At 69.4% G+C, this 21,167-nt stretch carries 21 protein-coding genes; 13 read left to right on the top strand and 8 right to left on the bottom strand.

All coding sequences use genetic code 11. The annotated features are described in order from the left end of the window. Nucleotides 1-435: 435 nt before the first annotated feature. The 3 genes from parE to ABS73_RS11540 form a co-directional block, all read right to left on the bottom strand. On the bottom strand, nt 436-2,397 hold the full coding sequence (gene parE, locus ABS73_RS11550) for a DNA topoisomerase IV subunit B (protein WP_277021037.1): 1,962 nt from the start codon (nt 2,395-2,397) through the stop codon (nt 436-438). A 100-nt stretch (nt 2,398-2,497) separates the two neighbouring features. Then, nucleotides 2,498-3,157, bottom strand: a complete 660-nt coding sequence (locus tag ABS73_RS11545; protein ID WP_277021035.1) for a glutathione S-transferase family protein — start codon at nt 3,155-3,157, stop codon at nt 2,498-2,500. A gap of 61 nt (nt 3,158-3,218) precedes the next feature. Continuing rightward, nucleotides 3,219-4,187 carry an alpha/beta fold hydrolase gene (locus ABS73_RS11540; protein WP_277021033.1) on the bottom strand — a complete coding sequence of 323 codons (969 nt, stop codon included), beginning with the start codon at nt 4,185-4,187 and terminating at the stop codon, nt 3,219-3,221. A gap of 154 nt (nt 4,188-4,341) precedes the next feature. On the opposite strand from ABS73_RS11540, the gene ABS73_RS11535 reads away from it, so the two are divergent. From ABS73_RS11535 to ccoS, 6 genes are all read left to right on the top strand, one after another. After that, nucleotides 4,342-5,007 (top strand): DUF1007 family protein, encoded by a 666-nt coding sequence (locus ABS73_RS11535; protein ID WP_277021032.1) that lies wholly within the window; start codon nt 4,342-4,344, stop codon nt 5,005-5,007. Beyond that, the gene (locus ABS73_RS11530; RefSeq protein WP_277021030.1) at nt 5,004-5,912 is read left to right on the top strand and encodes a nickel/cobalt transporter; all 909 of its coding nucleotides are present in this window, start codon (nt 5,004-5,006) and stop codon (nt 5,910-5,912) included. Before ABS73_RS11535 ends, ABS73_RS11530 begins: the two co-directional genes overlap by 4 nt. A 73-nt stretch (nt 5,913-5,985) precedes the next feature. Then, on the top strand, nt 5,986-7,398 hold the full coding sequence (gene ccoG / locus ABS73_RS11525) for a cytochrome c oxidase accessory protein CcoG (RefSeq protein WP_277021029.1): 1,413 nt from the start codon (nt 5,986-5,988) through the stop codon (nt 7,396-7,398). Further along, entirely contained in the window at nt 7,395-7,853 is a 459-nt protein-coding gene (locus ABS73_RS11520) for a FixH family protein (RefSeq protein WP_277021027.1), read from the top strand. Before ccoG ends, ABS73_RS11520 begins: the two co-directional genes overlap by 4 nt. After that, nucleotides 7,853-10,036, top strand: coding sequence for a heavy metal translocating P-type ATPase (locus ABS73_RS11515; protein ID WP_286693459.1), 2,184 nt, complete (start codon nt 7,853-7,855; stop codon nt 10,034-10,036). The genes ABS73_RS11520 and ABS73_RS11515 overlap by 1 nt, the downstream gene beginning before the upstream one ends. Beyond that, complete coding sequence (gene ccoS / locus ABS73_RS11510) at nt 10,036-10,194, top strand: cbb3-type cytochrome oxidase assembly protein CcoS (RefSeq protein WP_277021023.1); 159 nt, start codon at nt 10,036-10,038, stop codon at nt 10,192-10,194. The genes ABS73_RS11515 and ccoS overlap by 1 nt, the downstream gene beginning before the upstream one ends. On the opposite strand, the gene hisG is transcribed toward ccoS, so the two are convergent. The 3 genes from hisG to hisS are packed head-to-tail and all read right to left on the bottom strand — an operon-like array spanning nt 10,179 to nt 13,401. Continuing rightward, nucleotides 10,179-10,865, bottom strand: a complete 687-nt coding sequence (hisG, locus tag ABS73_RS11505) for an ATP phosphoribosyltransferase (protein ID WP_277021021.1) — start codon at nt 10,863-10,865, stop codon at nt 10,179-10,181. The two genes, ccoS and hisG, sit on opposite strands and share 16 nt — an antisense overlap. Then, a complete protein-coding gene (locus ABS73_RS11500) occupies nt 10,862-11,920 on the bottom strand; it encodes an ATP phosphoribosyltransferase regulatory subunit (protein WP_423805175.1) in 1,059 nt (352 codons plus the stop codon). Before ABS73_RS11500 ends, hisG begins: the two co-directional genes overlap by 4 nt. Continuing rightward, complete coding sequence (gene hisS / locus ABS73_RS11495; RefSeq protein WP_277021018.1) at nt 11,920-13,401, bottom strand: histidine--tRNA ligase; 1,482 nt, start codon at nt 13,399-13,401, stop codon at nt 11,920-11,922. Before hisS ends, ABS73_RS11500 begins: the two co-directional genes overlap by 1 nt. Before the next feature lie 58 nt (nt 13,402-13,459). On the opposite strand from hisS, the gene ABS73_RS11490 reads away from it, so the two are divergent. The 5 genes from ABS73_RS11490 (at nt 13,460) to ispG (ending at nt 17,293) form a co-directional block, all read left to right on the top strand. Beyond that, nucleotides 13,460-13,678: a SlyX family protein gene (locus ABS73_RS11490; protein ID WP_136857646.1), complete on the top strand. Its 219-nt coding sequence runs from the start codon at nt 13,460-13,462 to the stop codon at nt 13,676-13,678. Between the two features lie 173 nt (nt 13,679-13,851). Further along, on the top strand, nt 13,852-15,144 hold the full coding sequence (locus ABS73_RS11485) for an adenylosuccinate synthase (RefSeq protein ID WP_277021015.1): 1,293 nt from the start codon (nt 13,852-13,854) through the stop codon (nt 15,142-15,144). An 88-nt stretch (nt 15,145-15,232) separates the two neighbouring features. Then, on the top strand, nt 15,233-15,442 hold the full coding sequence (locus tag ABS73_RS11480) for a DUF2842 domain-containing protein (RefSeq protein ID WP_136857650.1): 210 nt from the start codon (nt 15,233-15,235) through the stop codon (nt 15,440-15,442). Then, on the top strand, nt 15,442-16,098 hold the full coding sequence (locus ABS73_RS11475) for a thiamine diphosphokinase (RefSeq protein WP_277021012.1): 657 nt from the start codon (nt 15,442-15,444) through the stop codon (nt 16,096-16,098). Before ABS73_RS11480 ends, ABS73_RS11475 begins: the two co-directional genes overlap by 1 nt. A gap of 61 nt (nt 16,099-16,159) precedes the next feature. Beyond that, on the top strand, nt 16,160-17,293 hold the full coding sequence (gene ispG / locus ABS73_RS11470; RefSeq protein WP_277021010.1) for a flavodoxin-dependent (E)-4-hydroxy-3-methylbut-2-enyl-diphosphate synthase: 1,134 nt from the start codon (nt 16,160-16,162) through the stop codon (nt 17,291-17,293). A 57-nt stretch (nt 17,294-17,350) separates the two neighbouring features. Here the strand turns inward: ispG and moaA are convergent, their stop codons facing one another. Then, a complete protein-coding gene (moaA, locus tag ABS73_RS11465) occupies nt 17,351-18,358 on the bottom strand; it encodes a GTP 3',8-cyclase MoaA (RefSeq protein ID WP_277021007.1) in 1,008 nt (335 codons plus the stop codon). A 117-nt stretch (nt 18,359-18,475) separates the two neighbouring features. Between moaA and ABS73_RS11460 the strand changes: the two genes are divergently transcribed. Beyond that, nucleotides 18,476-18,973 (top strand): hypothetical protein, encoded by a 498-nt coding sequence (locus ABS73_RS11460; RefSeq protein ID WP_277021005.1) that lies wholly within the window; start codon nt 18,476-18,478, stop codon nt 18,971-18,973. Here the strand turns inward: ABS73_RS11460 and ABS73_RS11455 are convergent. Next, on the bottom strand, nt 18,961-19,725 hold the full coding sequence (locus tag ABS73_RS11455) for a DNA alkylation repair protein (protein WP_277021003.1): 765 nt from the start codon (nt 19,723-19,725) through the stop codon (nt 18,961-18,963). The two genes, ABS73_RS11460 and ABS73_RS11455, sit on opposite strands and share 13 nt — an antisense overlap. 104 nt (nt 19,726-19,829) lie before the next feature. On the opposite strand from ABS73_RS11455, the gene aroA reads away from it, so the two are divergent. Further along, entirely contained in the window at nt 19,830-21,161 is a 1,332-nt protein-coding gene (gene aroA, locus ABS73_RS11450) for a 3-phosphoshikimate 1-carboxyvinyltransferase (RefSeq protein ID WP_277021002.1), read from the top strand. Nucleotides 21,162-21,167 lie beyond the last annotated feature (6 nt).

Raw genomic sequence — 21,167 nt, 5'->3', positions numbered from 1 at the left:
TCGTGCGGTAGCGGATCGGGGAAGGCTTCGGCATGCCCTCGACCTAACCCTCAGGACGCGCTCAGTGAATCCCCATCACTGAGATGTGCAACAAGGTCCTCCGGGAGGCCACCTAGAGGCGCAATTAGCTTGAAGGCCCAGACGCCGTCTTGACGCCTGAAGCACGGGACCTGGGGTTCCTTATGTCCTGATTGCGGTCCCCGTACAGAGCAAAGGACGTCAAATCGCAGCCGTGGTCACGTTTCGGGTTTGCGGGCACTTCTCATCCGGACCGCTCCCCACGAACGGAGATGATCCCAGTGCCCGTGCGTGGCCTGAGGGCGCACCCGGACGGTGCTGGTCTCCGGTTTGAAGGGATCGGGCTGGTCGTGGCCTTGAGCGGGGTTCGGAAAGGTGACGGCTGTGACCCTCCACGATCGCACGATGGAACGCCCTTTAGACGTCCAGTTCCTCGACGAAGCGGGCGTTCTCCTGGATGTATTCGAACCGCAATTCGGGTTTCTTCCCCATCAGGCGCTCGACCAGGTCGCCGGTCTCGCCGCCCTCATCGTCGTCGATGCTGACGCGGATCAGCTTGCGCGTGTTGGGGTTCATGGTCGTGTCCTTGAGGTCCTTGGCGTCCATCTCGCCCAGACCCTTGAATCGCTGGACGTCGATCTTGCCGCGCCCGCCCAGGCCCTTTTCCATCATCCGTTCCTTTTCGGCATCGTCGGACACATAGAGGCGATGCGCCCCCTGCGTCAGGCGATACAGCGGCGGGCAGGCCAGATAGAGGTGCCCCTTGTCGATCATCGGCCGCATCTGCGTGAAAAAGAACGTCATCAGCAGAGAGGCGATATGCGCCCCGTCCACATCGGCATCGGTCATGATGATGATCTTGTCATAGCGCAGATCGTCGACGTTGAACCGGGAGCCCATGCCCACGCCAAGCGCCTGGCAGAGGTCGTTGATCTCCTGGTTGGTGCCCATCTTGGCCGATGCGGCGCCCAGCACGTTCAGGATCTTGCCGCGCAGCGGCAGCAGCGCCTGGTTGGTGCGGTCGCGGGCCATCTTGGCGGACCCACCGGCCGAATCGCCCTCGACGATGAACAGTTCGGTCCCGTCGCGGTTGGTCGCGCTGCAATCGACCAGCTTGCCGGGCAGGCGCAGCTTTTTCGTGGCGGTCTTGCGGGCGGTCTCTTTCTCCTGGCGGCGACGCAGGCGTTCCTCGGCGCGCAGGACCAGGAAATCCAGGATCGCGCCGGCGGATTTGGTATCAGACGCCAACCAGGTGTCGAAATGGTCGCGCACCGCGCCCTCGACCAGGCGCGCGGCCTCGGTCGTGGCCAGCCGGTCCTTGGTCTGACCCACGAATTCCGGCTCGCGGATGAAACAGCTGACCAGCGCGCAGCCGCCGATGATCAGGTCCTCTCGGGTGATCTGGGCGGCCTTCTTGTTGCTGACGCGTTCGCCATAGGTGCGGATGCCCTTCAGGATCGCGGCCCAGAACCCCATCTCGTGGGTGCCGCCCTCAGGCGTGGGGACGGTGTTGCAATAGGACTGGATGAAGCCGTCGCGCGCAGGCGTCCAGTTGATCGCCCAGTCCACCTTGCCCGGCACACCGAACTTGGCCTGGAAATCGATGCTGCCCGCAAAAGGGCGGTCAGAATAGGTGCTGGCGCCGGACAGCGTCTCGGTCAGGTAATCGGCCAAGCCGCCGGGGAAATGGAACGTGGCCTCGCGCGGGGTCTCTCCGTCGTCGATCTCGGTCTTCCAGCGGATCTCGACGCCGCTGAACAGATAGGCCTTGGATTTCACCATCTTCATCAGCCGCGCGGGCTTGAAGCGGTGATGACCGAAGATCTCCTCATCGGCGTGGAAGGTCACGGTGGTGCCGCGCCGGTTCGGCGCGGCGCCGATCTTGGCCACCGGGCCCTGCGGGATACCGCGAGAGAACCGCTGTTCGAACAGCTCCTTGTTGCGGGCGACCTGCACGACCATCAGGTCTGACAAGGCGTTCACGACCGACGCGCCCACCCCATGCAACCCGCCCGAGGTCTGATAGGTATCGCCCGAGAACTTGCCCCCCGCATGCAGCGTGCACAGGATCACCTCCAGCGCGGATTTGCCGGGGAACTTGGGGTGCGGGTCGATGGGAATGCCACGACCGTTGTCGCGCACGACCACGCTGAAATCGGCCAGCAGCTCGACCTCGATGCGGGTGGCGTGGCCCGCGACCGCCTCGTCCATCGAGTTGTCCAGGATTTCCGCGACCAGGTGATGCAGCGCGCGTTCGTCCGTGCCGCCGATATACATGCCGGGGCGCTTGCGCACGGGCTCCAGCCCCTCCAGCACCTCGATCGAGGAGGCGGAATAGGCGTCGCTGGCGGCATTGCCGGAAAGAAGGTCGTCGGCCATGGGGTCGCTCACTGATCTGGGTCGGGGGCGCTTATCTCATGGGGCAGGGGCGCGCGGCAAGGGGTTGTGTCCCCCGCGCGCACCGCCCCCAAGGATTGCGCTATTCCGGTTCGGCCAAGCGGGCGGCCCACATCGCCTGGAAGGCCGGGCGGTCCTGGCAGGCCGACAGCCAGGCGCGGATCGCGGGAAAGGGCTCCATCAGCGGGCCGTGGCCTTGGGCATAGCGCACGATCTCGGCTAGGTTCAGGTCGGCCACGGTAAAGCGCCCGCCGACCAGATAGGCATGGGTTGCCAGATGATCCTCCAGCACCTTCAGCGGGCGGACCAGCCGTTCGGCGGCCTCGGCCACGATGCCCGCATCTTCCGCCGATTGCAGCGTGCCGCGATTGTGCAGCATCAGGATGGTCAGCGCGTCAGGCTCGATCGCGGTCGCGCCATAGATCGACCACTGGGTCATCAGCGCGTCCTCGGCATAGTCCTGGGGCCCTGCGGGGCCGCCATGCTTGCGCGCCAGGTGCAGCGTGATGGCCAGCGATTCGGACAGAACCAGCCCCTCATCCTCGATCACCGGGATGGCGCCTGCGGGCGACAGGGCCAGGAAATCGGGGCTGCGCGTGTTGGGCGAGGCGTCGGGCGCGTCGGCATTGCCGATCCGATAGGCCTGGATCACGGGCACCTGGCGGAAGGGCAGGTCCAGTTCGTGGCACAGCCAGATGACGCGGGACGCGCGCGACCGGGTGACGCCGTGGATGGTCAGCATGATGGCCCCCAAGGTTGGTGTGGCGGCCACCTTGGGGCGCGGGCGCGCGCCCCGCAACCCCCTAGCGCAGGCCCGCGCGGGCCGCCGCCCGGTCCACGGCGTCGATGATCGCCTGCGGGTCGCCATGCTGGGGCATGTGGCCCTGATCGGGCAGGATGGTCAGCGCCGCATCGGGCAGGGCGTCCGACAGGGGCAGGGCGTGGACGCTGGCGGGGACGATGGTATCGCGCGCGCCGTGGATCACCTCGACCGGCATGGTCAGGTGCGGATATTGCGGCGACATCACCCGAAGATAGGCGCGCAAGCTGTTGATCTGGGACGCATTCGCGCGATAGTTCCCGCGCCGTGCGGCCAGCCCCACGCCGATGTAATCGGCATAGCCCTGCGGCACCGCCTGCGGTTCAAAAATGCCCGCCATGATCCGGTTGCCCAGGGACACCGGCGCCAGCGCGGTCAGCAAGGGCGGGCCCACGTGGTCACCGAAGGGCGTCTCCAGAAAGGCATACCAGCCGGTCAGCGTGCCGGGCCAGGGCATCGTGGCGCCCGACACGATCACCAGCGCCGCCGTGTCGCCCGGCGCGCGCAGCCCCCAGGCCAGCGCCACCGCGCCGCCATAGCTGTGGCCCAGCACGACGGGGCGGCGCACGCCCAGCTGATCGGCCGCCGCGCGCAGCAGTTCGGCCTGCGCGATGGGGTTCGGCGTCTGCGCGCCGATATCCTCGGTCCAGCCCAGGCCGGGGCGGTCAAAGGCCAGCACGCGATAGCGCTCGGCCAGCCGGTCGGCCATCGCAAAGGTGAAGTCGCGGCTGCTGCCGCTGGCCCCGTGCAGCAGGATCAGGTCGGGACCGCTGCCCCGGATGTCCACATGGACGGTGGTGCCCTGCACGTCGATCAGCTGGCCCGTGGGGGGAAACTCGGCCTCGAACGCGGCCTCGCGGGCCGAGGCGCGGGCATCGACCACACGCCCGCAGCCAGCCAGCATCAGCCCCGTCACGGCAAGCCCCATCAGGGTATAGGCCAGTCGTCTCATGCGGTCTCTCCTTGCGCTTGACGGGGACAGACACGCAGCACGGGGCGCCGGGGTTGCAGGTCTGCGGTCACGGCCCGGCTGGCAAAGGGGTGATTTGCACGCCGGGCGCAACGCGGGTAACTGGAAGCGCCGTCCTTGCCAAGGTGCCTGACCGATGTTCCTGCGATCCTGCCTTGCCGCCCTGATGATCCTGCCGCCCGCGGGCGCGTTGGCCCATCCGCATCTGTTCATCGATGCAGGGCTGGAGCTGGTCTATGACGATCAGGGCGCCCTGTCGCAGGTGGCGGTCGAATGGCGATATGACGCGTTCTATTCGCTGCTGATCATCGAGGATCTGGGTCTGGACCCCGATGGCGACGGCATCCTGACGCCCGACGAACAGGCCGCCCTGCAGGGCTTTGACGCGGGGTGGGAGCCGGGCTTTGACGGCCGCCTGTATCTGGGCGTCGAAGGGCGGCGCATCGGCCTGCGCGACGGGCGCGACTTCACCGCGCGCTATGAGGACGGGCAGCTGGTCTCGCGCCATTGGCGTGACCTTGAGACCCCGCTGGACGGGGCGCTGCCGCTGCTGGTGCAGGTCTATGACCCCGAATATTACGTGCAGTTCAGCATTCCCGAACCGCCCGCCATCACCGGCGCCGACTGCGTGGCCGACCTGCGCATGGGCGATCCGTTCGCGGCCGCCGATGCCTATGCCCGCGCCGTGGCCGAGGCCCTGGGCGAGGGGGCCGAGACAAGCCCCGAACAGGAGATGCTGGTGGTCGATATCGGATCGGTCGGTTCGGACGAGATCCGCGTCCGCTGCGGGCCGGACGCATGAGTGCGGCCCTGTCGCGCGTCGTGGCGCTGGTCGGGTTGGTCGTGGGGCTGTTGCTGGTGGCGCTGTGGCTGGGCGGCGGCCTGGCCGGGATCGAATATTGGGCGACCCAGCAACAGCGCAACGCCCAGAACCTGATGGCCGGCGCCCTGCGCGCGCTGCGCGCCGGAGAACCGGGGGCGGTCGCCTCGCTGCTGGGGCTGTGCTTTGCCTATGGCGTGGCCCATGCGGTGGGCCCGGGGCATGGCAAGGTGATCATCGGCACCTATGGTTTCGGCGCGCAGGTGCCCTTTGCGCGGCTGGCGGGCCTGTCGGTGGCAGCATCGGTGGCGCAGGCGGGCACGGCGGTCGCGCTGGTCTGGGGTGGCATCACCATCCTCGACCTGGGCCGCGAGGCCCTGACCGAGCTATCCGAGGTCGCGATGGCGCAGATCAGCACGGTGATGATCGCGCTGGTCGGCCTGTGGCTGGCCCTGCGCGGCGCCCGCATGCTGCGGTCCGAGGCCGCGCGCCATCACCACGACCACCACCATCACGACGGCTGCGGGTGCGGGCACGCGCATGGTCCCACGCCCCAGCAGGTCGCCCAGACCCGGTCCCTGCGCGACGGGCTGCTGGTCGTGGCGGGCATCGCCGCGCGGCCCTGCACGGGGGCGCTGTTCCTGCTGATCCTGACCTGGCGCATGGGCATCTTCGGCATCGGCATGCTGGGCACGCTGGCGATGGGCTTAGGCACCGCGCTGGTCACCGTGGGCGTGGCGGGGCTGGCGGTCTGGGCGCGTCAGGGCAGCGTCGCGCTGTTCCCCGCGACCGGCCCCTGGGCGCAGCTGGGCCGCTGGCTGCCAGGCGCGATGCAGCTGGGGGCGGGGCTGCTGATCGCCGCCATCTCGGTCGCGGTGCTGCTTTAGCGGGGGGTTGATCCAGGTCAAGGCGGGGCGCACCCCCGCGCCCTAGACCGGGCAGGCGAAACAGGAGCCTGCCATGACCACGCCGCTGGAGACCCCCAGCCTATACGCCCCGCGCGAGCCGATCTTTCCCAAACGCGTCAGTGGACATTTCCGCCGCCTGAAATGGGCGGCGATGGCCGTTTCGCTGGCGATCTATTACGTCACGCCCTGGCTGCGGTGGGACCGCGGCCCGGCCATGCCCGATCAGGCGGTGCTGGTCGACATGGCAAACCGGCGGTTCTTCTTTTTCTGGATCGAGATCTGGCCGCATGAATTCTATTTCGTCGCGGGCCTTCTGGTCATGGCGGGGTTGGGGCTGTTCCTGTTCACCTCGGCCCTGGGGCGGGTCTGGTGCGGCTATGCCTGCCCGCAGACGGTCTGGACCGACCTGTTCATCTTGGTCGAGCGCTGGATCGAGGGCGACCGCAACGCCCGCATCCGCCTGCACCGCGCGCCCTGGTCGCTGTCCAAGGCGCGGCTGCGGATCACCAAATGGACCGCCTGGCTGCTGATCGCGCTGGCGACGGGCGGGGCCTGGGTGTTCTATTTCACCGACGCGCCGACGCTGGCGCGCGATCTGCTGACGGGGCAGGCGCATCCGGTGGCCTGGGCGACCATCGCCATCCTGACCGCGACGACCTTTGTCTTTGGCGGCTTTGCCCGCGAACAGATCTGCATCTATGCCTGCCCCTGGCCGCGCATCCAGGCCGCCATGATGGACGAGGATACGCTGACCGTCGCCTATCGCGACTGGCGCGGAGAGCCGCGCGGCAAGGGCGCGGGGGCGGGCGACTGTATCGACTGCATGGCCTGCGTGAACGTCTGCCCGACCGGCATCGACATCCGCGACGGACAACAGCTGGCCTGCATCACCTGCGCGCTTTGCATTGACGCCTGCGACGCGATGATGGACCGCACCGGAAAACCGCGCGGCCTGATCGGCTATCTGGCCCTGTCGGATGAGACGGCAGAGCGCGCGGGCCAGCCCGTGCGCAGCGTCTGGCGGCTTCTGCTGCGCCCGCGCATGGCGGTCTATACGGTGCTGTGGTCGGGCATCGGGGTGCTGCTGGTCGTGGGCCTGGCGCTGCGGTCGCAGGTGGATCTGAACGTCACGCCGGTGCGCAATCCGCTGTATGTGACGCTGTCGGACGGCACCATCCGCAACGCCTATGAGCTGCGCCTGCGCAACAAGCAGCATCACGACGTCACCTATCAACTGGGCATCGAATCCGGGGCGCCCCTGTCCATCGCCATCGAAGGCGAACCGGCGGGCCACATCACCGTGCCGCCCGACCAGACCCTGACGCGGCGCGTCTATCTGTCCGCCGACCCCCGCAGCCCGCTGGCCAGCGCCGGGTCCGAACCTGTCACCCTGACCGCCCGCGACCTGGACGGGCCCGCCGCCGCGCGGATCAGGACCGTCTTTCACGGAAGGGATGCACGATGAAACGCGAACTGACCGGTGGCCATGTCCTGGCCATCACGATTGCGGCCTTTGGTACCATCATCGGGGTCAATCTGGTGATGGCCGCCAACGCGATCAGCAGCTTTCCGGGGGTCGAGACGGCCAGCCCCTATGTCGCCTCGCAGCATTTCCAGGCCGACCGTGCGGCCCAGCAGCAGCTGGGCTGGCAGGCCGACCTGACCCTGGTCGAGGGGCGCCTGGCGCTGCATCTGACCGACGCCACGGGGCAGGGCGTCGCACCCCGCACGCTGCAGCTGATGCTGCGCCGGCCCACGCACCAGGCCTCGGACCAGCAGCCGCGCCTGAACCCCGAGGGGCCGGGCCGCTGGACCGCGCGCGTCGATCTGGCGCCCGGCAACTGGAACGCCGACCTGATCGCCGAGGCCCATGACGGCACCCCCTATCGCCTGCGCCTGCCTTTGCATGTGAGGCCCTGATGTCCGACGCATCCTATGCCCCGCGCCTTGGCGGCTGCCCCGCCTGCGACGCAGCCCCCCTGGCGCAGCGCCTGGCCGACCGGGCCGAGGCCCTGGCCCCCAACCGCCTGATCCTGTCGCTGCCCGACGCGCATTGCGCCCTGTGCATCACCCAGATCGAGGGCGCGCTGATGGCCCATCCCGGCGTGCGCGCGGCCCGCGTGAACCTGACGCTGCGCCGGGTGACGGTGAACGCGCCCGGCCTGACCGCCGCCGACCTGGTGCCCGTGCTGACCCGCGCGGGCCATCAGGCGCATGAGCTGGACCCCGACGCGCTGGCCCAATCGGCGGGCGACCGGGCCGGGCGCGACCTGCTGATGCGCATCGGCGTGTCGGGATTCGCGATGATGAACATCATGATCCTGTCGGTCGCCGTCTGGTCCGGGGCCGAGGCCGCGACCCGCGACCTGTTCCACTGGATCAGCGGCGCCATCGCCCTGCCCACGGTGGTCTTTGCGGGCCAGCCGTTCTTTGCCAGCGCGTGGCGGTCGCTCAAGGCGGGCAGGCTGGGGATGGACGTGCCGATCTCTCTGGCGCTGATCCTGGCCAGCGCGATCAGCGTGTTCGAGACCGCCCAGTCCGGCCATCACGCCTATTTCGACGCGGCGGTGATGCTGTGTTTCTTTCTGCTGGTCGGGCGCTATCTGGACCACCGCACCCGCGCCATCGCCCGCAGCGCCGCGGCCGAGCTGACCGCGCTGGAGGTCCCGCGCGCCACGCTGCTGTCGGGGGCGGTCGAACGCACCGTCCCCGTGGCCGACCTGCGCCCCGGCGATCTGATCCGCGTGCGTCCCGGCGGGCGCATTCCCGCCGACGGCACCGTGCTGGAGGGCCAGAGCGAGATCGACCGCGCCCTGCTGACCGGAGAGACGCTGCCCGTCGCGGCCGCCCCCGGCATGACCCTGTCGGCCGGAGAGGTGAACCTGACCGGCCCCCTGGTCCTGCGCGTGACGGCGGCGGGTCAGGACAGTTCGCTGGCGCGGCTGACCGCACTGGTCGAGGCGGCCGAGAATGCGCGCGGCCGCTATACATCGCTCGCGGAACGCGCGGCGCGGGGCTATTCGCCGGCGGTGCATGTGCTGGCCTTTGGCAGCTTTCTGGGCTGGCTGTGGGCCACGGGCGACATGCGGCTGGCTGTGAACATCGCGGCGGCGGTGCTGATCATCACCTGCCCCTGCGCGCTTGGGCTGGCGGTGCCCGCGGTGGCGACCTCAGCCTCGGGGCGGCTGTTCCGGCGTGGACTGCTGATCAAGGACGGCACCGCGCTGGAGCGTCTGGCCGAAGTGGATACCGTCGTCTTTGACAAGACCGGCACCCTGACCATGGGCCAGCCCCGCCTGCTGGACCCCGATTCCATCCCCGCCGACCTGCGCCCGCTGGCCCATGCGCTGGCCCAGGGGTCCGCCCATCCGCTGTCCCGCGCGCTGGCCCAAGCCCTGGAGGGCACCCCCCCGGCGGTGCTGGAGGCGCTGACCGAGCATCCGGGCCGGGGCGTCTCGGCCCGCTGGCAGGGGCGCGACCTGCGGCTTGGGCGCGCGGAATGGCTGGGGGTCGCTGATGATCAGGACGCGGCCACCCTGTCCAGCTGGCTGTCGGTCGAGGGGCAGGCGCCCCTGCGGCTGGATTTCACCGACAGCCTGCGCCCCGGCGCCGCCGATTGCGTGGCGCGGCTGCTGGCCGACGGTCGGCGGGTGATCCTGCTGTCGGGCGACCGCGCGGCCCCGGTGGCGGCGCTGGCCGCAGGCCTGGGCATCAGCGAATGGCATGCGGGCATCGACCCGGTGGGCAAGGCCGATGCGGTCGCCGCCCTGGCCGATGCGGGGGCAAAGGTGCTGATGGTGGGCGACGGTCTGAACGACACGGCGGCCCTGGCGCGGGCGCATGTGTCGCTGTCACCGGCCAGCGCGCTGGACGCGGCGCGGGTCGCCAGCGACATGGTCCTGATGGCCGAGGCGCTGGTGATCGCGCGCCTGGCCACCCGCCGCATCCGCGAGAATTTCGCGATCTCGTTCGGCTATAACGTGATCGCGGTGCCCTTTGCGATCCTGGGCATGGCCACGCCGCTGTTGGCCGCGCTGGCGATGTCGGTCAGTTCGATCACCGTGACGCTGAACGCGTTGCGCCTGTCGGGAAAGGCCCGCTGATGGAGATTCTGGCCATCCTGATCCCGGTGTCCCTAGGGCTTGGCGCGGCGGGGCTGACAGCCTTTGTCTGGGCGCTGCGCAACCGCCAGTTCGAGGACCCCAAGGGCGACGGCGAACGCATCCTGTCCGACCGGTGGGACGATCACCCGCCCCCGTGAAGCCCAAGCCGCGCCGTCAGCGCCGCCATCGCCGGTCCCATTGCCGCCCGGTTCGCGAACAGGGTGGCCTGAGAGCGCAGGATCGGCGCCTCGTCCAGGATGCGCAGGTTGTTGGCGCGCAGCGTCTCGCCCGACGAGGTGATGTCGGCGATGGCCTCGGCGGTCAGGTTGGCGACCGTGCCCTCGGTCGCGCCCTGGCTGTCGACCAGCTGGTAATCCGCGACCTCATGGGTGGCCAGCCAGGCCCGCACCAGCCGGTGATACTTCGTAGCGATGCGCAGGCGGAACCCATGTTCGGCCCGGAAATCGCGGGCGATGGCCGCGAAATCGTCCAGGGTCGCGCAATCGCGCCAGCAGTCCGGCACGGCCAGGATCAGGTCGGCATGACCGAACCCCATCGGCGCCAGCTCGACCAGGTCGGACGACCAGCCGGCCAGCTTTTCGCGCACCAGATCGGTGCCGGTCACGCCCAGCTCGATCCGGCCCGCGGCCAGCTCTCGCGGGATCTCTCCGGCTGACAGCAGGACCAGCGACACGCCGTCCACCCCCTCGACCCGGCCCGCATATTCGCGGTCCGATCCGGCCCGCGACAGGCGCACGCCGCGATCCGCGAACCAGTCGAAGGTCTGCTCCATCAGCCGCCCCTTGGACGGCACGCCCAGCCTGATCATGCCTGCGCCTCCAGTTCGGCCACCAGGCCGGGGCGGATGATGCCGCCCACAGCCGGGATCTCGCGCCCGCGCCCCAGCACGCGGGTCAGCGCGTCATAGCGCCCCCCCGACGCGACCGGAGGCCAGCCCGCCCGATCCGCCACAAAGCTGAAGGTGAAGCCGTCGTAATATTCAAGCGTCGTGCGCCCGTGGCTGGCATCGAAGATCACCGCCGACAGGTCTATCCCGCGCGCCGCGATGGCGTCCAACCGCGCGCGGATGCGCGTGACAGCGGGCGCGATGGCCGGCATGTCGCGGGCCAGATCCGTCAACGCGGCCAGCGCGTCGGGCGCGGGCGCGCGCAGGGTGAACAGCCGGTCCAGCCGCTCGGTCCAGACCGGGGACAGGGGCGGGACGGCGGCGTCCGATTGCAGGCGGGCGATGCGGCGGATCATCTCGTCCTCGGTCCGCATCCCGGCCCAAGGCGCGGCAGCATCCGGGAAATCGCGCGCCACGGCGGGGGTCGAAAACCGCGCCAGCAGCCGCGCGAACCGCCCCGGCCGCCAGATGTGGTGCATCAGCGCCGCCGCCCGCGCCTGCGTCAGCGGCAGGCCGCGCACCGCGTCCAGCAGCAGCCCCATGTCGCCGATCTGCGCCGTCAGCGACAGCGGCGCCAGCGCGTCGTGGAACAGCGCAAAGACCTCGGCATCGGCCTGCGGGTCGCGGGTGAACAGCTCGAATCCGCATTGCAGGTATTCGTTGTCGCGCGGCGCGGCGGGGCGGGTGTCGCCCATGTCCTGCTTGCGAAACACCTCGCCCAGATAGCAATAGCGCGCCGGATCGGCCCCGTTCTGCATATGCGCGCGCACCACCGGCACGGTGAAATCCGGGCGCAGCATCATCTCTCCGCGGATCGGGTCCTGCGTGACATAGGCGCGGGCGCGGATATCCTCTCCGTACAGGTCCAGCAGGTCGCCCGCGGGCAGCAGGATGTCGGGCGCGATCTCCTCGGCGCCCGCGTCGCGGAACCGGGCTAGGAACCGCTGGCCCACCGACTGCTTGGCCTGCTTGGGGATCATGACAGGATGCGCCGCACTTCGGCCACCAGATCGGCGACCGCCACCTCGGTCTGGGCGGGCTGGGATTTCCATTCCTCGACAGAGGCTTCCGCCGCGATCTTCGCGCCCAGGATCAGGTCCTTGACCTGCACTACGCCGCGCGCGGCCTCGTCGGTGCCCTGGATGATCGCCACGGGCGCGCCGCGTCTGTCCGCGTATTTCAGCTGGTTGCCGAAATTCTTGGGGTTGCCCAGATAGACCTCGGCCCGGATGCCCGCGGCGCGCAGATCGGCGGCCATCGCTTGATAATCCGCCATCCGGTCGCGGTCCATGACGGTCACGACTACCGGTCCCTGCGCCTCGGCCCCGACCAGCCCCTTGGCCCGCAGCGCGGCCAGCAGGCGGTCCGCGCCGATGCTGACGCCCGTTGCCGGGACCTTCTGGCCCGTGAACCGCTCGACCAGCCCGTCATAGCGCCCGCCGCCCGCCACCGATCCGAACTGCCGCTTGCGACCCTTGTCGTCCAGGATCTCGAAGCTCAGCTCGGCTTCGAAGACCGGCCCGGTGTAATAGCCCAGACCCCGCACGACCGCCGGGTCAATGACGGCGCGATCCTCGGCCACGCCCATCGCATACAGCATGGCGGCGATCTGGCGCAACTCGTCCACGCCCTCGGCGCCCACGACCGATCCGCCGACCGCCGCCGCCAGATTGTCCAGGGTCGCGGCATTATCCGCGCCCTTGGAGGTCAGGAAGGCCAGCACCGGCTCGGCCTGCGCGGGCGTCAGCCCCACGCCCTCGATCCGCGCGCCGCTGTCGTCCAGGCGGCCCGTGGTCAGCAGGGACAGCACACCGTCGCGGCCGACCTTGTCGAACTTGTCGATCTGGCGCAGTACATCCTCGGCCTGATCCTCGCGGACCTCCGCCGCCTCCAGCACGCCGTTCAGCACCTTGCGGTTGTTGATCCGCACCAGATAGTCGCCGCGCGCGATGCCCACCGCCTCCAGCGCATCGGCCAGCATGCCGCAGATCTCGGCATCCGCCGCGACCGAGGCCGACCCCACCGTATCTGCATCGCATTGATAGAACTGCCGGAACCGCCCCGGACCCGGCTTTTCGTTGCGCCAGACCGGCCCCATCGCATAGCGCCGATAGGGGCTGGGCAGGTCGTTGCGATACTGCGCCGCCACTCGCGCCAAGGGCGCGGTCAGATCATAGCGCAGCGCCAGCCAGTCGCCCGCGGTGCCGCCACCCGGGACCGCCTCCTCCTGCCAGGCAAAGACGCCGGCATTGGGGCGGTCCACATCGGGCAGGAACTTGCCCAAGGCCTCGACCGTCTCGACGGCGCTGGTCTCCAGCGGATCAAAACCATGGCGGTGATAAACCGCGGCGATGCGGTCCAGCATGTCGCGCCGTTCGGTCACGTCGGCGCCGAAATAATCGCGGAATCCCTTGGGCGTCTCGGCCTTGGGACGGGGCTGCTTCTTGTCTTTTGCCATGGTATCAGTCGCCTTTTCGGGCCCATCTTCAGGCGCCGCTCTAACGGAAGGTGACGACATGGACAAGGATCAGGAAAACCGCCTGCATCAGCTGGAGGAGGCGCTGGCCCATCTGACCCGCCTGACCGAGGACCTGTCCGAGGTCATCGCCCGCCAGGACCGCGACCTGAGCCGCCTGACCGCCCGCGTCGACCGCCTGACCCAGGCCGAGGCCGAACGCCAGGCCGACGCCCCCGGCAGCATCGCCCTGGCAGACCAGCGCCCGCCCCACTGGTGACAAGGCTGTCTTCTTAATACTCTTCTTCACTAGAAATATCCTCTGGGGGTCCGGGGGGCGAAGCGCCCCCGGCCACCGCCCCCGGCAAGGTCCTGACAAAGCGGCTTTCCCCGCCCCCCGCGATGCGCTAATGCCGGGGCGAAAAGAGTTTCGGACAACGAAAAGGATCGCTCATGGCCAATGTTGTGGTTGTCGGAGCCCAGTGGGGCGACGAAGGCAAGGGCAAGATCGTCGACTGGCTGTCGGAACGCGCCGACGTCATCGCGCGCTTTCAGGGCGGTCACAATGCCGGCCACACGCTGGTCATCGACGGCAAGGTGTTCAAGCTGTCGCTGCTGCCCTCGGGGATCGTGCGCGAGGACAAGCTGGCCGTGATCGGCAATGGCGTGGTCCTGGACCCGTGGTCGCTGTTCTCGGAAATCGACAAGCTGGCCGGGCAGGGGGTCGCCATCTCGACCGCGAACCTGATGATCGCCGAGAACACGCCGCTGATCCTGCCGCTGCACCAGGACCTGGACAAGCTGCGCGAGGAAGCCGCCGGCAAGGCCAAGATCGGCACCACCGGTCGCGGCATCGGCCCGGCCTATGAAGACAAGGTCGGACGCCGGTCGATCCGCGTGGCCGATCTGGGCGACGAAGAAACCCTGGACGCGCGCCTGGACCGCCTGCTGGCCCATCACGACGCGCTGCGCGCAGGCCTGGGCGCCACGCCCATCGACCGCGCCGATCTCAAGGCCCGCCTGATGGAGATCGCGCCCAAGCTGCTGCCCTATGCCCAGCCCGTCTGGAAGATCATGGGCGACGCCCGCAAGGCCGGAAAGCGCATCCTGTTCGAGGGCGCGCAGGGATCGCTGCTGGACATCGATTTCGGCACCTACCCCTATGTGACCTCGTCCACGACCACCTCGGGGGCCGCGGCCAGCGGCACCGGGATGGGGCCGGGCGCGATCGGTTTCGTGCTGGGCATCGTCAAGGCCTATACCACCCGCGTCGGCGAAGGCCCGTTCCCGACCGAGCTGGACGACGCGGACGGCCAGCGCCTTGGAGTGCGCGGCCACGAGTTCGGCACCGTCACAGGCCGCAAGCGGCGCTGCGGCTGGTTCGACGCGGTTCTGGTGCGCCAGACCTGCGCGATCAGCGGCGTCAACGGCATCGCCCTGACCAAGCTGGATGTGCTGGACGGGTTCGACACGCTGAAGATCTGCACCGGCTACGAGATCGACGGGGTGAAATACGACTATCTGCCGACCGCCGCCGCGTTGCAGGCCAAGGTCACGCCGATCTATGAGGAAATGGATGGCTGGCACGAATCGACGGCCGGCGCGCGCAGCTGGGCCGACCTGCCGGCAGCAGCGATCAAGTATGTGCGCCGCGTCGAGGAGCTGATCCAGTGTCCGGTCGCCATGCTGTCCACCAGCCCGGAACGCGATGACACGATCCTGGTGACCGACCCCTTTGCCGACTGACCCGCGTCCCGCGACGTGCCGGGGGACATCCTGTCCCCCGGACCCCCTTGGGCCGCGTCTTGCCCTCTTGATGAAGGACATTGGCGACATGGAACTGAAGACCCGCAAGAGGCTGTCGATCCTGATTCTGGTCGTCCTGATGCCCCTTTACGTCATTGTCGCGGTCTCGCTGATGAACTGGCTGGACGGACGCTTCGGGCGCCAGCCGATCTGGGTCGAGCTGCTGATCTATATCGTCCTGGGCATCCTGTGGACCTTGCCGTTCAAGCGGGTCTTTCGGGGCGTCGGCAAGGGCTGATGCCCGACCGCACCATCCGCCACGACAAAGGCGTCACCGTGATCGGCGGTGGCGCGGTGACGACTGACGACCTGGATCAGGCGCTGGCGGTGGCGCCGGTGCTGGTCGCGGCCGATGGCGGGGCGGACCGGGCGCTGTCCCTGGGGCAGCCGCCCGATTGGGTGATCGGCGATCTGGATAGCATCTCGGCCCCCTCGCGGCGGCTGATCCCGGCGGAGCGGGTGCTGGAAGTGTCCGAGCAGGACAGCACCGATTTCGCGAAATGCCTGAGGCGGATCGACGCACCACTGGTCGTGGCGGTCGGGTTCGCCGGGTTGCGGCTGGATCATACGCTGGCGGCCCTGACCGTGATGGTCGCACCGGGCCTGCCGCGGGTGGTCATGCTGGCGCCCGATGACGTGGTGATGGTCTGCCCGCCGCGCCTGACGCTGCCGTTGATGCCGGGAACGCGGGTCTCGCTGTATCCGATGGGGCCGGCGCGCGGCACCAGCCAGGGGCTGGAATGGCCCATCGACGGCATCCTGTTTGCGCCGGGGGGGCGGGTCGGCACGTCGAACCGCGCCACCGGGCTGGTCAGCCTGCGGATGGAGGGGCCGATGCTGGTCATGCTGCCGCGTTCCTGCCTGGGGACGGTCCTGACGGCGCTGGCGCGCTGAGGGGCGGTTGTCGCGGGGCCTGTGATGGCTTATCTGAGGGGCGAACCCCCGGAGGCTGTCCATGTCGCTGAACCCGATCCGTCCCTGGCGCAACATCGAGCGCCGCAAGTCGCGCCAGATCATGGTGGGTAACGTTCCCGTCGGCGGCGACGCGCCCATCAGCGTGCAGACCATGACCAACACCAACGGCCATGACGTGCGCGCCACGCTGGAACAGGTGATCGCCTGCGCCGAGGCCGGTGCCGATATCGTCCGCATCAGCGCCCCCGATCAGGAGACGACGCGGGCGCTGCGCGAGATCTGTCGCGAGAGCCCGGTGCCGATCGTGGCGGACATCCATTTCCATTACAAGCGCGCCATCGAGGCCGCCGAGGCGGGCGCCGCCTGCCTGCGCATCAACCCCGGCAATATCGGCGACGAGAGCCGCGTGCGCGAGGTCATCAAGGCGGCCAAGGACCACGGTTGTTCGATCCGCATCGGGGTTAATGCCGGGTCGCTGGAGCGGCATCTGCTGGAGAAATACGGCGAGCCCTGCCCGGACGCGATGGTCGAGAGCGGTCTGGACCACATCAAGATCCTGCAGGACAACGATTTCCACGAGTTCAAGATCAGCGTGAAGGCCAGCGACGTGTTCCTGTCAGCGGCAGCCTATCAGCAGCTGTCCGAGGCAACCGATGCGCCGATCCACCTGGGCATCACCGAGGCGGGTGGCTTTGTCGGCGGGACGGTCAAGTCGGCGGTGGGCTTGGGCAACCTGCTGTGGATGGGCATCGGCGACACGATCCGCGTCAGCCTTTCGGCCGATCCGGTGCAGGAGGTCAAGGTCGGCTTCGAGATCCTGAAATCGCTTGGGCTGCGGACGCGGGGCGTGCAGATCATCAGCTGTCCCAGCTGCGCGCGGCAGGGGTTCGACGTGATCCGCACCGTCGAGGCGTTGGAGCAGCGGCTGGAGCATATCAAGACGCCGATGTCGCTGTCGATCATCGGCTGCGTGGTGAACGGGCCGGGCGAGGCGCTGATGACCGATCTGGGCTTCACCGGCGGCGGCGCGGGGTCCGGCATGGTCTATATGGCAGGCAAGCAGAGCCACAAGCTGTCCAACGACCAGATGGTCGATCACATCGTGGAACTGGTCGAGCAACGCGCTCAGGTTCTGGAAGCCGAGGCGCGCGCTGCGGAAGCCGCCGCCGAGTAGGTGCGTCCCGCGACGGCCGGGGGCGCTCGCGCCCCCCGGACCCCCCGCCCGGCGCGGTCAGCCGCCGGTATGGCTCATGTGGCGGGTCATCTGGCCTGCGACGGCCTGGCGGGAATAGTCGAAATCGTGGCCCTTGGGCTTGCGCGCGATGGCGGCGCGGATCGTCTCGCGCAGCGTCGCGTCGTCGGGGCTGGCGCGAAGGGGCGCGCGCAGGTCGGCGTTATCCTCCTGGCCCAGGCACATGAACAGCTCTCCGGTGCAGGTGACGCGGACGCGGTTGCAGCTTTCGCAGAAGTTGTGGGTCAGCGGCGTGATGAAGCCGATTTTTTGCCCGGTCTGGGCCAGCTGCACATAGCGGGCGGGGCCGCCGGTGCGTTCGGCCAGGTCGATCAGCGTATAGCGTTCGGCCAGCCGCGCGCGCAGGTCCGAGAGCGGCCAGTACTGGTCCAGGCGGTTTTCCTCACCCATCTCGCCCATCGGCATGACCTCGATGAAGGTCAGGTCGTGGCCCTGGTCCCCGCACCATTGCACCATCTGGAACAGCTCGCTGTCGTTCACGCCCTTGAGCGCGACGGCGTTGATCTTGACGCGCAGGCCCGCGTCGGTGGCGGCGCGGATGCCCTCCAGCACCTGGGGCAGGCGGCCCCATCGGGTGATCGCCGCGAACTTGTCCGCATCCAGCGTGTCCAGCGAGACATTGACGCGCCGCACGCCGATATCGGCCAGTTCCGCCGCGTGGCGGGCCAGCTGGCTGCCATTGGTGGTCAGGGTCAGCTCATCCAGGCCCGCCCCCAGATGGCGCGAGACCTGGCGCAGGAACCCCATGATGCCACGACGGACCAGCGGCTCGCCCCCGGTGATGCGCAGCTTGCGCACGCCCAGGCCGATGAAGGCGGTGGACAGGCGGTCCAGCTCCTCCAGGGTCAGCAGGTCGGCCTTGGGCAGGAACTGCATGTGCTCGGCCATGCAATAGACGCAGCGGAAATCGCAGCGGTCGGTGACCGACACCCGCAGATAGGTGATGGGGCGGGCGAACGGGTCGATCAGGGGAGGGTGCATGTCCATCGCCTCAATCTAGGGGCGCGGGGGGCCGCTCACAAGCGGGGCATTCACGCGGGCGTCTGTGGACCTCGGGCGCGGGGCATGTAAGCTGTCGCTGATACGAAGAACGGAGACCTCCCGATGCGTCTGATCCCCCTTGCCGCCTTCCTGGGTACCGGGCTGGCCCTGGCTGGCTGCACCCAGATGGCCGCCACGACCGAACGGCCCGCAACCCCCGCCGCCACCGCAGAGCAGACGGCCGCCGCGACCGCAGCCGCCGCCGTGACCCGCGCGCCCGCACCCCGCCCGGCCGCCCGCGCGACGCCCGCCCAGTTGGACACCACCACGCCGCAGCAGCGCGCCGCCGCAGCCCAGGCCCCGGCCAGCGCCGAGACACGGCTTGGCACCACGGTCGGATCGCTTGGCAATCCGTCCGAGGGCGGGTTCTGGATCAAGACGCCGCTGGTCCAGGCGCGCGCGCAGGGACGCATCGTCAACCCGGCCACCGGCAAATCGGCTCAGGTCGAGCTGATTCCCCTGACCGGCAGCGGCACGGGCAGCCAAGTCTCACTGCCCGCGCTGCAGCTGTTGGGCGTGCCTCTGACCGACCTGCCGACGCTGGAGGTCTACCGCTCCTGATCGCCTTCGGGGGGCAGGTCGGCGGGGGGCTGATCCTGGGGTGAGGTCGCCTCGGATGCGCCCTGAGGGATGTCGTCGATCGCGTCTTCGTCAGGCAGCTCGGCCTCGACCGCAGCCATTGCGTCATGCGCCTCGTGCCAGGCGGCGACCCGCGCGGGGTCGCGCTTGGCCAGATCGCGCAGCCAGGTCTCGGCCGCCTGACGCACCGCGCCGTGCCGATCCGAGGCCAGGCGCAGCATCAGCGCCAGAACCGCCTCGCGAATCTCCAGATCGCCCGGTTTGGGGTTGTTCATCTTGGCCCAGGGCAGCGTCGCCATCAGCAGCCCGCGCCGCAGCCAGGGGTTCCGGCTGCGCGCCCAAGGCACGATCTGATCCAGACGTGCGGGGTCCGCCACCAGACGGCGCGCGGCGGCCGACATCACCGCATCGGCGATCTCGGCGCCGTCGATCTGGGGCGCCCAGTCCAGGATCGCGGCCCAGGCTCCGTCATCGGGCTGCATCCGCGCCTGCACCAGCAGCCGGGCGGCGGCCAGGCGCGCCTCGTGGACGTCGCTGTCCCACAGCGCCTCCGCCAGCGCGATCCGTGCCTCCAGGTCGCGTTCGCCGCGCCATTCCGTGGCAAGCGCCTCGATCTGGGCGGGGGTGACGCCCAGAGTCTCGCGGCCGCTCTTGTGGCGGGCGCTGGCGCGGGCGGCGCGTTCGGGGTCGGCCAGGGCGCGCAGCCGGTCCAGTTCCTGCATCGGGTTCTCCATCCGTGAAGGCTCCCTTCTAGGGCGTGGCGCGCCCAGCCTCAAGATGATGGTGGCAGGCCCGGGCGGCGCGGGCTAAAAGACCCCGCAAAACCATGAGGTCAGCCATGTCGCATTCCACCGATCCCCGCCCGATGACCGCCCGCCGTGCCGGCCCCCTGACCGGCGAGGCGCTGGTGCCGGGCGACAAGTCGATCAGCCACCGCGCGCTGATCCTGGGCGCCATGGCCGTGGGCGAGACGCGCATCACCGGACTGCTGGAGGGTCAGGACGTGCTGGACACCGCCAAGGCGATGGCGGCCTTCGGCGCCGAGGTCACCCGCCACGGCCCCGGCGAATGGTCGGTGCATGGCGTAGGCGTCGGCGGCTTTCGCAGCCCCGAGGGCGTGATCGACTGCGGCAATTCTGGCACCGGCGTGCGGCTGATCATGGGCGCGATGGCCACGACGCCGATCACCGCGACCTTCACCGGGGATGCCAGCCTGTCGCGCCGTCCGATGGCCCGCGTGACTGACCCGCTGTCCCAGTTCGGCGCCCGCATCACCACGCGCGACGGCGGCCGCCTGCCCATCACCATAGAAGGCGCTACCGATCCGGTCCCCGTCACCTATCGCAGCCCCGTGGCCAGCGCCCAGATCAAGTCCGCGATCCTGCTGGCGGGGCTGAACGCGCCGGGCGACACGGTGGTGATCGAGCCTGAACCCACGCGCGATCATTCCGAACGCATGCTGGCGGGTTTTGGCGCGCAGATCCGCACCGAGACCGTCCCCGAGGGCCACAAGATCACGCTGACCGGCCGCCCCGAGCTGCGCCCGCAGCCGGTGGCCGTGCCGCGCGACCCGTCCAGCGCGGCCTTTCCGGTGGCGGCGGCGCTGATCGTGCCCGGCTCGGACATCCGCGTGCCGGGCGTCAGCCGCAACCCGACCCGCGACGGCCTTTACGTCACGCTGCTGGAGATGGGCGCCGACATCACCTTTGAAAACCCCCGCGAGGAGGGGGGCGAGCCCGTGGCCGACCTGCGCGTCCGCCACAGCGCGCTGAAGGGTGTGACCGTCCCCGCAGACCGCGCCTCCCGCATGATCGACGAATTCCCGATCCTGTCGGTCATCGCCAGCTTCGCCGACGGCGCGACGGTGATGAACGGCGTGTCCGAACTGCGCGTCAAGGAAAGCGACCGCATCGACGCCATGGCCCGCGGCCTCGAGGCGAACGGCGTCACGGTGGAGGAGACCCCCGACAGCATGACCGTCCACGGCATGACGCGCGTGCCCGGCGGCGGCCAGGCCGTGACCCATCTGGACCATCGCATCGCGATGTCCTTCCTGATCCTGGGCCTTGCCACCGAAAACCCGGTGACCATCGACGACGCCGAACCGATCACGACGTCCTTCCCCGATTTCGTGCCGCTGATGACCCGCCTCGGCGCCACCCTCGACTAAGCCCTT

Source organism: Paracoccus sp. SCN 68-21, from assembly GCF_001724535.1.
Lineage (GTDB): Bacteria > Pseudomonadota > Alphaproteobacteria > Rhodobacterales > Rhodobacteraceae > Paracoccus > Paracoccus hibiscisoli.
Note: the sequence above shows the minus strand (reverse complement) of the source record. Positions and strands in the feature narration are given on the sequence as shown.

Excerpts from the sequence above, each read along its gene's own strand:
- ABS73_RS11540 (WP_277021033.1), bottom strand. The coding sequence starts at position 4,187 with ATGAGACGACTGGCCTATACCCTGATGGGGCTTGCCGTGACGGGGCTG.
- aroA (WP_277021002.1), top strand. The coding sequence starts at position 19,830 with ATGTCGCATTCCACCGATCCCCGCCCGATGACCGCCCGCCGTGCCGGC.
- moaA (WP_277021007.1), bottom strand. The coding sequence starts at position 18,358 with ATGGACATGCACCCTCCCCTGATCGACCCGTTCGCCCGCCCCATCACC.
- ABS73_RS11490 (WP_136857646.1), top strand. The coding sequence starts at position 13,460 with ATGGACAAGGATCAGGAAAACCGCCTGCATCAGCTGGAGGAGGCGCTG.
- ABS73_RS11480 (WP_136857650.1), top strand. The coding sequence starts at position 15,233 with ATGGAACTGAAGACCCGCAAGAGGCTGTCGATCCTGATTCTGGTCGTC.
- ABS73_RS11535 (WP_277021032.1), top strand. The coding sequence starts at position 4,342 with ATGTTCCTGCGATCCTGCCTTGCCGCCCTGATGATCCTGCCGCCCGCG.
- ccoG (WP_277021029.1), top strand. The coding sequence starts at position 5,986 with ATGACCACGCCGCTGGAGACCCCCAGCCTATACGCCCCGCGCGAGCCG.
- hisS (WP_277021018.1), bottom strand. The coding sequence starts at position 13,401 with ATGGCAAAAGACAAGAAGCAGCCCCGTCCCAAGGCCGAGACGCCCAAG.
- ABS73_RS11520 (WP_277021027.1), top strand. The coding sequence starts at position 7,395 with ATGAAACGCGAACTGACCGGTGGCCATGTCCTGGCCATCACGATTGCG.
- ABS73_RS11515 (WP_286693459.1), top strand. The coding sequence starts at position 7,853 with ATGTCCGACGCATCCTATGCCCCGCGCCTTGGCGGCTGCCCCGCCTGC.
- ABS73_RS11460 (WP_277021005.1), top strand. The coding sequence starts at position 18,476 with ATGCGTCTGATCCCCCTTGCCGCCTTCCTGGGTACCGGGCTGGCCCTG.
- ispG (WP_277021010.1), top strand. The coding sequence starts at position 16,160 with ATGTCGCTGAACCCGATCCGTCCCTGGCGCAACATCGAGCGCCGCAAG.
- ABS73_RS11530 (WP_277021030.1), top strand. The coding sequence starts at position 5,004 with ATGAGTGCGGCCCTGTCGCGCGTCGTGGCGCTGGTCGGGTTGGTCGTG.
- ccoS (WP_277021023.1), top strand. The coding sequence starts at position 10,036 with ATGGAGATTCTGGCCATCCTGATCCCGGTGTCCCTAGGGCTTGGCGCG.
- hisG (WP_277021021.1), bottom strand. The coding sequence starts at position 10,865 with ATGATCAGGCTGGGCGTGCCGTCCAAGGGGCGGCTGATGGAGCAGACC.
- ABS73_RS11545 (WP_277021035.1), bottom strand. The coding sequence starts at position 3,157 with ATGCTGACCATCCACGGCGTCACCCGGTCGCGCGCGTCCCGCGTCATC.
- parE (WP_277021037.1), bottom strand. The coding sequence starts at position 2,397 with ATGGCCGACGACCTTCTTTCCGGCAATGCCGCCAGCGACGCCTATTCC.
- ABS73_RS11455 (WP_277021003.1), bottom strand. The coding sequence starts at position 19,725 with ATGGAGAACCCGATGCAGGAACTGGACCGGCTGCGCGCCCTGGCCGAC.
- ABS73_RS11485 (WP_277021015.1), top strand. The coding sequence starts at position 13,852 with ATGGCCAATGTTGTGGTTGTCGGAGCCCAGTGGGGCGACGAAGGCAAG.
- ABS73_RS11475 (WP_277021012.1), top strand. The coding sequence starts at position 15,442 with ATGCCCGACCGCACCATCCGCCACGACAAAGGCGTCACCGTGATCGGC.